The sequence below is a fragment of the Streptomyces sp. NPDC001351 genome (genome assembly GCF_042896045.1).
Classification (GTDB): Bacteria; Actinomycetota; Actinomycetes; order Streptomycetales; family Streptomycetaceae; genus Streptomyces.
Genome location: NZ_JBIAWS010000001.1, coordinates 453,808 through 466,376, shown reverse-complemented (window position 1 = coordinate 466,376; position 12,569 = coordinate 453,808). Strand labels below are relative to the sequence as shown.

Sequence of the window (12,569 nt, the reverse complement as noted above, 5' to 3'; positions counted from 1 at the left end):
TCAACTTCCGGCTGGATCAAGAGTGTTCGACGATCGTGTCGGCGAGGACGGGCGCGTCGTCCCGCTCCACGGCGCTCACGGCGACCCTGACGGACTCCTGCGCCTGCCACATCCGGATGCGCAGGGTCTCCCCCGGGTAGACCACGCCCGCGAACCGCGTGGCGTACGACCGCACCCGGGTCACGTCCCCGCCGAGCAGCGTGTCGACGACCGCCTTGAGTGTCATGCCGTAGGTGCACAGACCGTGCAGGATGGGCTTTTCGAACCCGGCGGTCTTGGCGAAGTCGGGGTCGGCGTGCAGCGGGTTCCAGTCGCCGGAGAGGCGGTAGAGCAGCGCCTGGTCCTCGCGGATCGGGCGCTCGACGGTGCGGTCGGGGTCACCGGTGGGCGGGTCCAGGCGGGCGGAGGGACCGCGGTCGCCGCCCCAGCCGCCCTCTCCGCGGACGAAGATCTGGGCGTCGTTGGTCCACAGCGGGCCGCCGGCGTCCGCCACCTCGGTGCGCATGACGAGGACGGCCGCCTTGCCCTTGTCGTACACGGCGGCGATACGGCCGGTGGCGGTCGCGGTGCCCTCGACAGGGATCGGGCGGTGCAGGGTGAGGGACTGGCCGCCGTGCAGGACGCGGGCCAGGTCCACGTCGACGCCGGGCATGGACAGGCCGCTGATCACCCCGGGCGAGCCGTTGCCCGCGACGGTGGCGAAGCTCGGCAGGACGTGCAGCCGGGACTCCAGGGTGTAGCGCAGCTCGTCGGGGTCGGTCGCCGGGCTGCCTGCTCCGATGCCGAGGTGGTAGAGCTGGACGTCCTTGCGGTCCCAGGTGATCTCGCCGGAACGGGGTTCGGCGGCGAGGGCCTTCGCTGCGTCGATGGGCATACGGCTCCTGGTGGCTCGGCTGGTTCAAGACCTCGGCGCGGCCGTCCGCACCGTCGGCCGCGACCGAGGTCGTCACGAGTGCCGATCTAGAACGCGTTCCAGTCCGGCGCCCTCTGTATAGCCCAGCGCTCCGCACTTGTGAAGGCTCCTGACACTGTGTCAGTTCAGTGCGCGGCCGGCCGTGACATTTGTCCTGCCGGAGTCCGTACAAGCGCATCTGCCGGGCGGGGGCCCGGTCTCCGTAGCGTCGTAGGCATGACGAAGACGACAGGGACGACGAGCGGGAGGACGGCCGGGGCGCCGCCCGCCGTGTCCTTCACGGGGGCGGTCAAGACCTTCGGCGACGTGCGCGCCGTGCAGGGCGTGGACCTGGAGGTAGCGCAGGGCGAGACCGTGGCACTGCTCGGGCGCAACGGCGCCGGCAAGTCGACGACGATCTCGCTGCTGCTCGGCCTGAACGAGCCCGACGAGGGCACGGTACGGGTCTTCGGCGCTCCCCCGGAGCAGTCGGTGCGCGCCGGACGGATCGGCGCGATGCTGCAGGAGGGGCGCGCGGTGCCCCGGGTCACCGTGCGGGAACTGGTGACCTTCGTGGCCGGCCGCTATCCGGACCCGATGCCCGTCGCGCGGGCTCTGCAGCTGGCCGGGATCACCGAGCTGGCGGGGCGGCGGGTGGACCGGCTGTCCGGCGGTCAGACGCAGCGCGTGCGGTTCGCCGTGGCCCTCGCCGGGAACCCCTCGTTGATCGTCCTGGACGAGCCGACCGCCGCCCTGGACGTGGAGGCGCGGCTCGCCTTCTGGGCGTCGATGCGCTCGTACGCCCGCCTCGGGCACACCGTGCTGTTCTCCACCCACCACCTGGAGGAGGCGGACGCGCATGCCGACCGCATCCTCGTCATCGACCGGGGCCGGATCGTCGCGGACGGCACCGGCGAGCAGCTCAAGCGGTCGGTGGGCGGCAGCCTGGTCGCCTTCGACCTCGCGGGGCGGGGCACGGAGGGCCTGGAACTGCTGCCCGGTGTGCGGTCGGTGGAGGTGCGCGGGGAGCGGGCGCGGTTGCGCACCGACGACCCGGACGCGACGGTGGTCGCACTGGCGGAACTGGGCGCGATACGCCGCCTGGAGGTCGCGCCCGCCTCGCTCGACGAAGCGTTCCTGGCTCTGACCGCTCGCGTGACGGAGGCGGCGTGATGCTGGACTATCTACGGCTCGAAGTGCGCCGGACCCTGCGGGACGCGGGTTTTGTGATCGGCGGGATCGCGATGCCGGTGCTGATGTATCTGCTGTTCACCAACCTCGGTACGGACGACGGGAGTTGGAAGACCGGCGCAATGGTCGGCATGGCGGGCTACGGCGCCGTCGGCTGCGCCCTCAACACCGGCGGCGGGGTCGCCGAGGACCGGGCGATCGGCTGGCTGCGGCAACTGCGGGTGACCCCGATGACCCCGCGCCAGGTCGTCGTCGGCCGCACGCTGACCGGCTCGGTGACGGTGCTGCCCGCCATCCTCGCGGTGCTCGCCGCGGGCGGCCTGCTCAACGGCGTACGGCTGCAGGCCTGGCAGTGGGCGGCGGTCGCGGCGCTGCTGTGGCTGGGCTCGCTGCCCTTCACCCTGCTGGGCCTGGGCAACGGCTACCGGCTGACCGGGCAGACCACCGGCGTGACGAACATGGCGTGCAACCTGGGCCTCGCGGTCCTCGGCGGCCTGTGGTTCCCGGTCACCCTCTTCCCGCACTGGCTGCGCACCTTGTCGGCGTACACGCCCACCTACCGCTTCGCCCAGCTCGGCACCTCGGCGGCGGAGGGCCACGCCCCTGCCCTCGGCGCGATCGCGGTGCTGACCCTCTGGCTGCTGGCCTTCGGTTCGTACGCTGTGCTGTCGTACCGGCGGTCCGGACGGACCGCCTGAACGGGGGAGCGCAGACATGTCCTGGATACAAGGGTTCGCCTGTCAGGTGGACCAGTGGCGGGCGGCGCGAGCGCGCTGGAAGGCCGACATGGGGGAGTTCAAGGCCGCGCAGAAGGAGGCGCGCAGGACCGGGAAGCGGCTCGAGCAGCACCTGGGCCCGCCGCCGACCGGCTTCGGGCTGCTGCCCTGGCTGCTGATGGGCATGGGCGCGTTCTCCAACGTCATCCAGGGCAAGGACGCCAACCCGTGGATCGGCGGCCTCGGCCTGCTCGCCTTCAACTCCCTGTACATCTACGTGACGTTCCGCTGCTTCGATCGGCGCAAGCGCGAGGAGCGGTCCACCCGGGTCGCACTCCTGCTGATGGCCGTGCTGACCACCGCTCTGGCCCTCGGCTACGGCGGCAACTGGCTGATGTTCTTCCCGCTGCTCGGCCTCGCCACGGGCGCGGTCCTGCGCGGGCCGTGGCTGGGCCGGACGGGGATTTCGCTCGCCGCGTTCGCCGGTGCCGTCTCCGTGTACCGCGACGGGTCGGACGCCGTGACCATCGCCTACGGCACCTTCCTGTCGACGATGGTCACCGCCGCGATCCTCTCCCTGTCCGAGGCGGTACGGGAGTTGCAGGCGGCCCGCGAGAAGCTGGCGCACCAGGCGGTCGAGAAGGAACGTCTGCGCTTCTCCCGCGATCTGCACGACCTGCTCGGGCACACCCTGTCGGTCATCGTGGTGAAGTCGGAGGCGGCCCGGCGGCTGGCCCCGGGGAACCTGGAGGCCGCGCTCGCCCAGATCGGCGACATCGAGTCCGTCGGCCGGCAGGCGCTGACCGAGATCCGCGAGGCCGTGACCGGCTACCGCGAGGGCAGCCTCGCCACCGAACTGGACCGGGCCCGCTCGGTCCTGACGGCGGCGGCCGTCGAACCGGTGGTCCGCCGCACCGGCGCGCCCCTCGCCCCGCAGACCGAGGCCCTGCTGGGCTGGGTGGTGCGGGAGGCGGTCACCAACGTCGTGCGGCACGCCGGCGCCACGCGCTGCGAGATCACCGTGCTCAGCAGCCCCGAACGCGTGAGCCTCACGGTCGCGGACAACGGGGAGGGCGTGCCTTCCGCGGCCCCCTCCCCGTCCTTGCCGGGCATCGGCGGCACCGGTCTGAAGGGTCTGACGGAACGCCTCGCGGCGGCCGGCGGCTCCTTGCGGGCCGGCCCGTCGCCGCGAGGCGGTTTCACGGTCACCGCCGAACTCCCCGTGGAGGCCGACGACGTGTCCGAACCGGTGGCGGCTAGGGCGCCCACGGCGAGCTGACGACCCAGCTCACGTCGTCCGCCCAGGACGTGGAGCTGTCCCAGGTGTTGGAGCCGCCGTTGCTCGCTATGTAGACGTTGAAGTCGTAGTGGCGGAGGAACTTGGCCGGGTAGTTGTACGAGGCGAACGAGGTCCCGGTGCCGCTCTTGCCGGTCGTCGGGCAGAAGGTGGCGTCGGATCTGAACTGCGCGCTGCCGTCCATGGGTTGGCGCAGCAGCTGGTAGTTGTAGTGGCGCAGGAAGTCACCCGGGTAGTTGCGCGACTCGAAGGAGACGCAGGAGCTGCTCGCCAGGCCCCGGCGGACGATCCAGGTGGCGTCGTTCTTGTCGAGCGCCGAACTGCTCGAGGTGATCGGGGAGATGACCGCCGCGTCGTTCTGGTGGCGGATGTAGTCGCCCGTGCAGCACGAGGTCGTCGCCCGCAGTGAGATCTCCGAACCCGGGGTCAGCGAACCGGTGGAGCCGGTCGCGCCGCCGTAGCCGACGGAGACGATGTTCGACTGCACCGCGTCGTCGGCGGCGTCCGTGGGGATGCCGGAGGTCATGACGCCCTCGAAGAAGGACCCGATGGAGCCGTTGCTGTTGTCGCCGCCGGTGCCGAGGACGATCGCGCCCTCCTGATGCATGGGCGAGTAGCCGCTGGTGGTGGGTTCACCGCCGGAATAGGTGGTGGTGAGGCTGCCGGATTGCGCATTGCCGTACTTCAGCGCGAAATGGTTCTGCCCGTTGTTCTTCAGCAAAGCCGTCACGAAGGGTATCGGCCCGGTGCCGGTGTTCGAGGTGTTCTTGCTGTAGCCGGAGTCCGACTGGAAGAGGCCGTTCTCCAGGTCGGCCTGTACCCAGGGGCCGCCGCCGTAGCACGGGGAGAACCAGCACTCAGTGCCGAAGTTGATGGCGTCCATGTGGCCGTTGCCGGTGTCCTTGTTGTTCGTCTCGGCGTTGCCGTAGTCGAAGCAGCACCTGCCGTTGACATGGGTGCCGGAGGTCACCATGTACATCCCCTCGGCCTGCCCGTTGACGGCCACCCCGGAGGTGGCGTTGTCCCGGTAGCCCATGCCGGCCGAGATCTCCAGGCCGTAGACCTGGTGCCCGCCGACGGTCACCGGCAGGGCGTCGGCGGGTGCGCCGACATCGGCCGCGCCGGCCCCGCCCGCCCCCTCGACCGTCAGGTCGTTGTGGCGTGCGGACTGGTCGTAGATCTTGGTGATGATGCAGGTGGTGCCGGAACAGAAGGAGTCCTGGGCGGCCGCGTTGGCATAACCGCCGGCGGCCAGCAGCCCGATGTTCGCGGTGGCGCCGTCCGAGGCCCGCTGCACCTGGTAGAGCGAGCCGTTGTACGACGAGTAGAGCGCCCGGACGAGGCTGTGCGCGGCGACGCAGGGAGTGCCCGCGGCGGCGTAGATGTCGCAGGGCAGCGAGCCCGCCGCCTGCGCCTGCGGCACGCCGACGGCGAGCGCGAGGACGGTGACGAGTGCGGACAGCGCGGCCAGGGCCGTGGTTCGGAGTCTGGCGAACCTGGAGAACAAGGTGGAGCCTCCTTCATGTCCGACATACCGAACGTCGTTCGACCGAAATTCCGAACCTATTCCAACGATCGAAATGCCGAACAATTGCGGGTGGGGATACAGGCACAGGAATTGCAAAGGCGAACTCCCAATGCAGACGCGATTGTTGGGCCGAAGCGGTAGGCCGTCAAGACTCGCGGAACGGAACAATGACAAGTCTTTAGACGAGCCTTTAATCGGGCCGCGGCCCCGTCCGCGCCCTAGTCTTGGACCGTGAACGAGATGCCCCGGGATCACCGGCCGTCGAAGAACGTGCGGGTCCTGCTCGCCGAGGACCAGGGAATGATGCGGGGCGCGCTCGCCCTGCTGCTCGGTCTGGAGGAGGACCTGGAGGTCGTCGCCCAGGTCGCGGCGGGCGACGCGATCGTGGACGCCGCGCTGGCCCACCGGCCCGACGTGGCGCTGCTGGACATCGAACTGCCGGGCATGAGCGGCCTGGACGCGGCGGCCGAGCTGCGCGAGCAGGTCCCCGACTGCCGGGTGCTGATCCTCACCACCTTCGGGCGGCCCGGCTATCTGCGCCGCGCGATGGAGGCCGGAGCGGCCGGTTTCCTCGTGAAGGACGGTCCCGTGGAGGAGTTGGCCGCCGCGATCCGCCGGGTGCTGACCGGCGAGACCGTGATCGACCCCGCGCTCGCCGCCGCAGCGCTCAGCGCCGGGCCGAGCCCGCTCACCGCCCGCGAGTGCGACGTCCTCAAGGCGTCCGTGGACGGTGCGACGGTCGCCGACATCGCCGCCAAGCTGCACCTGTCCGAGTCGACGGTCCGCAACTACCTCTCGTCCGCCATCGGCAAGACGGGCACCCGCAACCGCATGGAGGCGATGCGGGAGGCCCGCCAGCAGGGGTGGTTGTGATTTCTTACCCCGTCACCGCCGCCGTGTCATAGCTGGTTCCCTTCGGCGCCAGGCATACGAACCAGCTGTCCGGGGAGCCCTCGGCGGGCCGGATGGCCTGCATGAGGCCGTTGTTCACGTAGGTGTGCGCCGGGTCCCTGTGCAGGACCGTGCTCGTGCCGTCCTTCCAGGTGCAGGTGACCTGCTGGGCTGTCTTGGCGATCCGGCCGACCACGAGGCGCGCGGACTCGGAACTGGACTTCAGCCCGCCCGCCCCGGAAACCAGGTCCGTGCCCCTCTGCCTGTCCCCCTTGGACAGCATCTGGTGGATCAGCAACGAGGGCTTGCCATCGTAGGTCTTGGACACGAAGAAGGCGCTCTTGCCGATCAGGTCGGAGGCCTCGCGGATCTCCCCGGGGTATTCCCCGGACTCGGTCATGGCCGTCAACTGGGCCTGCGCCTCAGCCACATTGCGCGGCGCGTCCCACACGTCGACGGAGACATCCCACTCCTTGCCGTCCTCAAACCCGCTCGCCAGCGTGGTGTTGTGCGGCTCGGCCTGGAACGAATCCGGCAGCGTCGTCGGCGGGTGCGTGGCCACCTGCGCCCCCCGGTGCCCGTCCCCGTCACCCGGCAGACCCGCAAGCGCCACCGTCCCCGTCGTCCCGACGATCGCCAGCGCCGCACCCGCCGCCACCGCCCAGCGCCGCGCCCTGCGCCGCCGGCCACCGCGGATCACCGCCTGGGTGGGGGCTATACCGATCTCGACCCCGTCCGCGGCCTCGGCGAGCAGCAGGGCGATGTCGGTGTTCGTCATCTCGTGGTTCGTCTCCCGGTCCGCGCTCATCACTTACGCCCTCCCCCACTTGTCACCATGTCCGCCAGTCCCGGTATGGCGCGGAGTTTCGCGATCCCCTTGGCCGCGTTGCTCTTCACCGCGCCGACGCTGCAGCCCATCGCCTCCGCCGTCTGGGTCTCGGTGAGGTCCTCCCAGTACCTCAGGACCACCGCCTCCCGCTGCCGCACCGGCAGTTGGGCGAGCGCCTTCAGCAGGACGCCCCGGTCGTCGGCCTGCGCGATGCGGTCACCCGTGTCGGCGATCTCGCGCACCAGCCCCGAGTCGTCCTTCGGCGCCAGGAACTCCCGCAGTTTTCTGCGGTGTTTGCGCGCATGCGCGTTGATCATCACACGCCGTACATACGCCTCCGGGTCGTCCGCCGAGCCGACGCGGCGCCAGGCCACGTAGACCTGCTCGAGCGTCGACTGGACCAGGTCCTCAGCGGCGTGCTGTTCCCCCGTGAGGAGAAATGCCGTGCGCAGCAGCCGCGGCCAGCGGCCGGTGACAAAGCTCTGGAACTCCTTGTCCCGAGCTTCCTTGCGATCCCCCATGGGCACCTCCTAGATGTCTGAAGGAGTCCATGGGCAGCCCGGATCGTTGCCTCACCCCGCGGAACTCGTCGAAATTCTCCGCGGCAGCCACGCCAGCATCAGCACCGCCCCCGCGAGCAGCACCCCGGTGCCCGTCCGGAACACCAGCGCGTACCCCTCCGTGAGCGCCCCCGGAGCGCCGCTGCCCGCCGTGCGGGTCGCCGCGATCGTCGACATCACCGCGAGCCCCAGCGAACCGCCCATCGTGCGCGAGGTGTTGACCAGCCCCGACACCAGCCCCGCCTCCCCCGGAGCCGCCCCGGACGTGGCGAGCGCGGCGAGCGGGGTCGCCGTGAGGCCCGCCCCCAGCATCATCAGGATCCCCGGGAACATGATCTCCGTCAGATAGTTGCCCTCGGGCGTCATCATCGACTGCCAGGCGAAGCCCGCCGCCGCCAGGACGGTCCCGAGCACGGCCACGTTCCGCGCGCCGAGCACCGGCAGGAAACGGGGCGCCGACTTGGACCCGAGCAGCACCGCCAGGGAACTGGGCACCAGCGCCAGCCCGGCCTCGAAGGGCGTGTAGCCGAGCACGTTCTGCGCGTACAGCGTCATGAAGAACCACATGCAGAACATCGCGGACCCGTTCACGAACATCGCGGCGTTCGCCGACGACACGGCCCGCACCCGGAACAGTCCGAGCGGCATCAGCGGCGCCGCCGTACGCGCCTCCACGACCAGGAACAGCGCGATCAGCGCAAGCCCGGCGGCCAGCGGCACGATCGTGGCCGCCGCGGCCCACCCCTCAGCCTCCGTCTGCGAGATCCCGTACGCCAGTGTCCCCAGCCCCGCCGTCACCAGCAGCGCACCCGGCAGATCGAGCCGCCGCCCGTCCCCGTTGCGGCTCTCCGCCAGCCAGCGCAGCGAGCCGGCCAGCACCAGCGCCCCGATCGGCACGTTGATCAGCAGCACCCACCGCCACGACAGCCCGTCCACCAGCGCCCCGCCGACCAGCCCGCCGGCCGCTCCGCCACCGGCGCCCACCGCGGTCCAGGTCGCTATCGCCCGCGCCCGCGCGGCCCCTTCCGGAACGGCCGAGGTGAGAATGGTCAGCGTGGAGGGCGCGAGCACCGCGGCCCCCAGCCCCTGCACGGCCCGCGCGACCAGCAGCTGACCGCCCTCCTGCGCCAGCCCGCCGCCCAGCGAGGCCGCCGTGAACAGGGCGAGCCCGATCAGGAACATCCGCTTGCGTCCGTACAGGTCACCGGCCCGTCCGCCGAGCAGCATGAACCCGGCGAAGGCGATCGCGTACGCGTTCACCACCCACTGCAGCCCCTGCGGGCTCAGCCCCAGGTCGGCCCGCATCGACGGCAGCGCCACATTGACGACCGACACATCGAGCACCACCAGGAACTGCCCGGCGCAGGCGAGCGCCACGACCAGCCAGGTGGGAGGCACGGTACGGCGGGACGGGGTCCGGGTTAGGTCAGCGGCTTCCAGCATGTCTGTCATGCTCTCAACCGCGTTACGGTCCTTGCATCGGGATTTCGCCGCACGGGGTCCTCCTCCGCAGGACCTACACCGCCCGTAGGAGCGTCACCACCGCCGCCCCGCCCAGCCCGATGTTGTGCGCGAGGCCGACCTGCGCCCCCGGCACCTGTCGCGCCCCCGCCTCGTCCCTCAGCTGCCACACCAGCTCGGCCACCTGGGCGATCCCGGTCGCCCCCAGCGGATGCCCCTTGGAGATCAGCCCGCCGGACGGATTCACCACCCACCGCCCGCCGTACGTGGTCGCCCCCGACTCGACGAGCTTCCCGGACTCCCCCTCCCCGCACATCCCGAGCGCCTCGTACGTCAGCAGCTCGTTGACGGAGAAACAGTCGTGCAGCTCTACGACGTCCACATCGCCGATCCCGAGCCCGGCCCGCTCGTAGACCTGCCGTGCCGCCGCCCGCGACATCGGCTGACCGACGACGTCGATGCACGATCCCGACGCGAAGGACTCCTCCGTGTCGGTCGTCATCGCCTGCGCGACGATCTCGACGGCCTTCGCACCCAGCTCTCGCCGCTCCACGAACCGCTCGGAGACGACGACCGCCGCCGCCGCGCCGTCGGAGGTCGGCGAGCACTGCAGCTTGGTCAGCGGCCGGTGGACCGTGCGCGCGGCGAGGATGGCGTCCACCTCGTACACGTCCCGGAACTGCGCGTTGGGATTGTGCGCCGAGTGCCGGTGGTTCTTGGCGGCCACGGCGGCGAGCTGCGCCTCGGTCGTGCCGTAGCGCTCCATGTGCTCACGGGCCGCGTCGCCGAAGATCTGGGCGGTGGGCGGGGTCATCTCGAAGCCGTGGCGGGCGGCCATGATGCCGTAGTGCCGGGCGACCGGAGACGTGGAGAAGTCCCCTCCGTCGGCGCCTCCGCCCAGCGCGCCCTTCTTCATCTTCTCGAAGCCCAGCGCCAGTACGCAGTCGGCCGCCCCGCCCTCGACGAGCTGCCGGGCGAGCATCAGGGCGGTCGAGCCGGTCGCGCAGTTGTTGTTGACGTTGTAGACGGGCACGCCGGTGAGACCCAGCTCATACGCGGCGCGCTGCCCGGCGGTGGAGGGCTGGAAGCAGTACCCGACAGGAACCTGTTCCACATCGCCGTACGAGATCCCCGCATCGGCCAGGGCGGCACCGCCGGCCTCCCGCACCATGTCCCAGTACTGCCAGTCACGGGTCTCGGGCTTCTCGAACCGGGTCATCCCGACCCCGACGACATAAGCCTTCATGGCGCGGTACGCCTTACACGGTATGCCTTCATGGCGCGCGAGACTAGAACACGTTTCACCAACTCGCCAGACCTGACGGCTGATCAGATTCCCATGACCGGGTCAAGAATTCATTAGAGACCCGAAGCAACGGAATAGTTGCCTGTGCATACGAGGTTTACCCACCACTTATCTCGCACAGCTCTCCATCTCGTACGGCCTGGAGGCCCCACCCCATGACGCACACGACGACCGAACAGCCCGCCCGGCGGGCGAGCGGGGCCGTGGTCCCGGTGCTCGCCTTCGCGGGCATCGTTGTCGCGGTGATGCAGACTCTGCTCGTCCCGGTCATCAAGGACCTGCCGCAGCTGCTGGGCACCGCACCCAGCAACGCCACCTGGGTCCTGACCTCGACACTTCTCTCGGGAGCCGTCGCCACGCCGATCATGGGCCGCCTCGGCGACCTCTACGGCAAGCGGCGCATGCTGATCCTCAGCCTCGCCGTGATGGTGGTCGGCGCCCTGATCAGCGCCCTCACCAGCCAGCTGCTCACGATGATCGCCGGCCGGACGCTGCAGGGCTTCGCGATGGGCGCCATCCCGCTCGGCATCGGCCTGATGCGCGACATGCTGCCCCGCGAGAAGCTCGGCTCGGCGATGGCCCTGATGAGCTCCTCCATAGGCGTCGGCGGCGGCCTCGCCCTGCCGCTCGCGGCCCTGGTCGCCCAGCACGCCGACTGGCACGCCCTCTTCTACGGCGCCGCAGGCCTCGGCGCCCTCTCGATCCTTCTCACCCTCCTGGTCGTACCGGAGTCCCCGATGCGCGCCGAGGGCTCCTTCGACCTGCTCGGCGCACTCGGCCTCTCCGCCGGCCTGGTCCTCTTCCTTCTCCCCATCACCAAGGGCAGCGACTGGGGCTGGACCTCCGGCACCACGCTCGGCCTCTTCGGCGCGTCGGCCGTCGTACTCGTCCTGTGGGGCGTTCTCGAACTCCGTATGAAGGCCCCGCTGGTGGACCTGCGGACGACGGCCCGCCCGGCCGTCCTCTTCACCAACCTGGCCTCGATCATGGTCGGTGTCTCCTTCTACGTCGTCTCCCTCGTCCTTCCCCAGCTGCTCCAGCTCCCGAAGGCGACCGGCTACGGCCTCGGCCAGTCGATGGTCGTCGCGGGCCTGCTGGTGGCCCCGCTGGGCCTGACGATGATGTTCACGGCGCCGGTCTACGCCCGCCTGTCCGCGAAGTACGGCCCCAAGGTCACCCTGATCCTCGGCCTGCTGATCATCGCGATCGGCTACGGCGCCGGGCTCGGCCTGATGAGCGCGCCGTGGCAGAGCCTGGTCATCGCGGTGCTGCTCGGCGCGGGCATCGGCCTCGCGTACTCCTCGCTCCCCGCGCTGATCGTGGGCGCGGTCCCGGCCTCGGAGACGGGCGCGGCGAACGGCCTCAACACCCTGATGCGCTCCATCGGTACGTCCGTGTCGAGCGCCGTCATCGGCATGGTGCTGGCCAACACCGCGAACAACGTCGGCGGCGTCGAGATCCCGACCATGCACGGCTTCCGTGTCTCCTTCCTGATCGCGACCGGCGCGGTCGCCCTCGGTCTGCTGATGGCCCTGTTCCTTCCGAAGCCGAACCGGGCGCCGCAGCTGCTTGCGAGCAGCGAGGAGGACGACGCCGTCGTGGAGCTCGCGGAGGAAGTGCTGCGGGGGTTCCGGGGGCGTGTGCTCGGTGCCGACGGCTCTCCGGTGGCCCGGGCGAAGGTCACGCTGATCGACCGGCGGGGCCGGCAGGCCGGAGCTGCCGTCTCCGACGAGGACGGGAGCTATGTGCTGGCGGTGCCGGCCGAGGGGGCGTATGTGCTGGCCGCGCGAGCGGCGGGGCATGGGCCGCTTGCGTCGTCGGCTACGCACACCGGGGAGGCGGCGGTGGACCTGGATCTGTCGTTGCCCGGTGAGACTGTGACTGCTTAGCGCCCAGTG

At 70.7% G+C, this 12,569-nt stretch carries 11 protein-coding genes; 5 read left to right on the top strand and 6 right to left on the bottom strand.

Annotated elements, in window-relative coordinates; genetic code table 11:
• Positions 1-16: 16 nt before the first annotated feature.
• Positions 17-874 (bottom strand): MaoC/PaaZ C-terminal domain-containing protein, encoded by an 858-nt coding sequence (locus ACFY1U_RS02120; RefSeq protein ID WP_390692222.1) that lies wholly within the window; start codon positions 872-874, stop codon positions 17-19.
• A gap of 255 nt (positions 875-1,129) precedes the next feature.
• On the opposite strand from ACFY1U_RS02120, the gene ACFY1U_RS02115 reads away from it, so the two are divergent.
• Genes ACFY1U_RS02115 through ACFY1U_RS02105 form a run of 3 tightly spaced genes read left to right on the top strand, consistent with a single transcriptional unit; the run spans position 1,130 to position 4,078 of the window.
• Complete coding sequence (locus ACFY1U_RS02115) at positions 1,130-2,065, top strand: ATP-binding cassette domain-containing protein (protein WP_390692221.1); 936 nt, start codon at positions 1,130-1,132, stop codon at positions 2,063-2,065.
• Positions 2,065-2,781, top strand: a complete 717-nt coding sequence (locus ACFY1U_RS02110; RefSeq protein WP_390692220.1) for an ABC transporter permease — start codon at positions 2,065-2,067, stop codon at positions 2,779-2,781. The genes ACFY1U_RS02115 and ACFY1U_RS02110 overlap by 1 nt, the downstream gene beginning before the upstream one ends.
• A gap of 16 nt (positions 2,782-2,797) precedes the next feature.
• Positions 2,798-4,078, top strand: a complete 1,281-nt coding sequence (locus tag ACFY1U_RS02105) for a sensor histidine kinase (protein ID WP_390692219.1) — start codon at positions 2,798-2,800, stop codon at positions 4,076-4,078.
• Here ACFY1U_RS02105 and ACFY1U_RS02100 read toward each other — a convergent pair.
• Positions 4,056-5,603 (bottom strand): alpha-L-arabinofuranosidase B, encoded by a 1,548-nt coding sequence (locus ACFY1U_RS02100; protein ID WP_390692218.1) that lies wholly within the window; start codon positions 5,601-5,603, stop codon positions 4,056-4,058. The genes ACFY1U_RS02105 and ACFY1U_RS02100 overlap by 23 nt on opposite strands.
• Before the next feature lie 261 nt (positions 5,604-5,864).
• On the opposite strand from ACFY1U_RS02100, the gene ACFY1U_RS02095 reads away from it, so the two are divergent.
• Complete coding sequence (locus ACFY1U_RS02095; protein WP_390692826.1) at positions 5,865-6,497, top strand: response regulator; 633 nt, start codon at positions 5,865-5,867, stop codon at positions 6,495-6,497.
• A 4-nt stretch (positions 6,498-6,501) separates the two neighbouring features.
• Here the strand turns inward: ACFY1U_RS02095 and ACFY1U_RS02090 are convergent, their stop codons facing one another.
• From ACFY1U_RS02090 to ACFY1U_RS02075, 4 genes are all read right to left on the bottom strand, one after another.
• Positions 6,502-7,323 carry a hypothetical protein gene (locus ACFY1U_RS02090; RefSeq protein ID WP_390692217.1) on the bottom strand — a complete coding sequence of 274 codons (822 nt, stop codon included), beginning with the start codon at positions 7,321-7,323 and terminating at the stop codon, positions 6,502-6,504.
• Complete coding sequence (locus ACFY1U_RS02085) at positions 7,323-7,865, bottom strand: SigE family RNA polymerase sigma factor (RefSeq protein WP_390692216.1); 543 nt, start codon at positions 7,863-7,865, stop codon at positions 7,323-7,325. Before ACFY1U_RS02085 ends, ACFY1U_RS02090 begins: the two co-directional genes overlap by 1 nt.
• Positions 7,866-7,916: 51 nt before the next feature.
• Positions 7,917-9,356 carry an MFS transporter gene (locus ACFY1U_RS02080; protein ID WP_390692215.1) on the bottom strand — a complete coding sequence of 480 codons (1,440 nt, stop codon included), beginning with the start codon at positions 9,354-9,356 and terminating at the stop codon, positions 7,917-7,919.
• A 64-nt stretch (positions 9,357-9,420) separates the two neighbouring features.
• Positions 9,421-10,635, bottom strand: a complete 1,215-nt coding sequence (locus tag ACFY1U_RS02075; RefSeq protein ID WP_390692825.1) for a beta-ketoacyl synthase N-terminal-like domain-containing protein — start codon at positions 10,633-10,635, stop codon at positions 9,421-9,423.
• A 191-nt stretch (positions 10,636-10,826) separates the two neighbouring features.
• Between ACFY1U_RS02075 and ACFY1U_RS02070 the strand changes: the two genes are divergently transcribed.
• A complete protein-coding gene (locus tag ACFY1U_RS02070; protein ID WP_390692214.1) occupies positions 10,827-12,560 on the top strand; it encodes an MFS transporter in 1,734 nt (577 codons plus the stop codon).
• Positions 12,561-12,569 lie beyond the last annotated feature (9 nt).

Excerpts from the sequence above, each read along its gene's own strand:
- ACFY1U_RS02070 (WP_390692214.1), top strand. The coding sequence starts at position 10,827 with ATGACGCACACGACGACCGAACAGCCCGCCCGGCGGGCGAGCGGGGCC.
- ACFY1U_RS02095 (WP_390692826.1), top strand. The coding sequence starts at position 5,865 with ATGCCCCGGGATCACCGGCCGTCGAAGAACGTGCGGGTCCTGCTCGCC.
- ACFY1U_RS02080 (WP_390692215.1), bottom strand. The coding sequence starts at position 9,356 with ATGACAGACATGCTGGAAGCCGCTGACCTAACCCGGACCCCGTCCCGC.
- ACFY1U_RS02110 (WP_390692220.1), top strand. The coding sequence starts at position 2,065 with ATGCTGGACTATCTACGGCTCGAAGTGCGCCGGACCCTGCGGGACGCG.
- ACFY1U_RS02090 (WP_390692217.1), bottom strand. The coding sequence starts at position 7,323 with ATGAGCGCGGACCGGGAGACGAACCACGAGATGACGAACACCGACATC.
- ACFY1U_RS02105 (WP_390692219.1), top strand. The coding sequence starts at position 2,798 with ATGTCCTGGATACAAGGGTTCGCCTGTCAGGTGGACCAGTGGCGGGCG.
- ACFY1U_RS02085 (WP_390692216.1), bottom strand. The coding sequence starts at position 7,865 with ATGGGGGATCGCAAGGAAGCTCGGGACAAGGAGTTCCAGAGCTTTGTC.
- ACFY1U_RS02115 (WP_390692221.1), top strand. The coding sequence starts at position 1,130 with ATGACGAAGACGACAGGGACGACGAGCGGGAGGACGGCCGGGGCGCCG.
- ACFY1U_RS02120 (WP_390692222.1), bottom strand. The coding sequence starts at position 874 with ATGCCCATCGACGCAGCGAAGGCCCTCGCCGCCGAACCCCGTTCCGGC.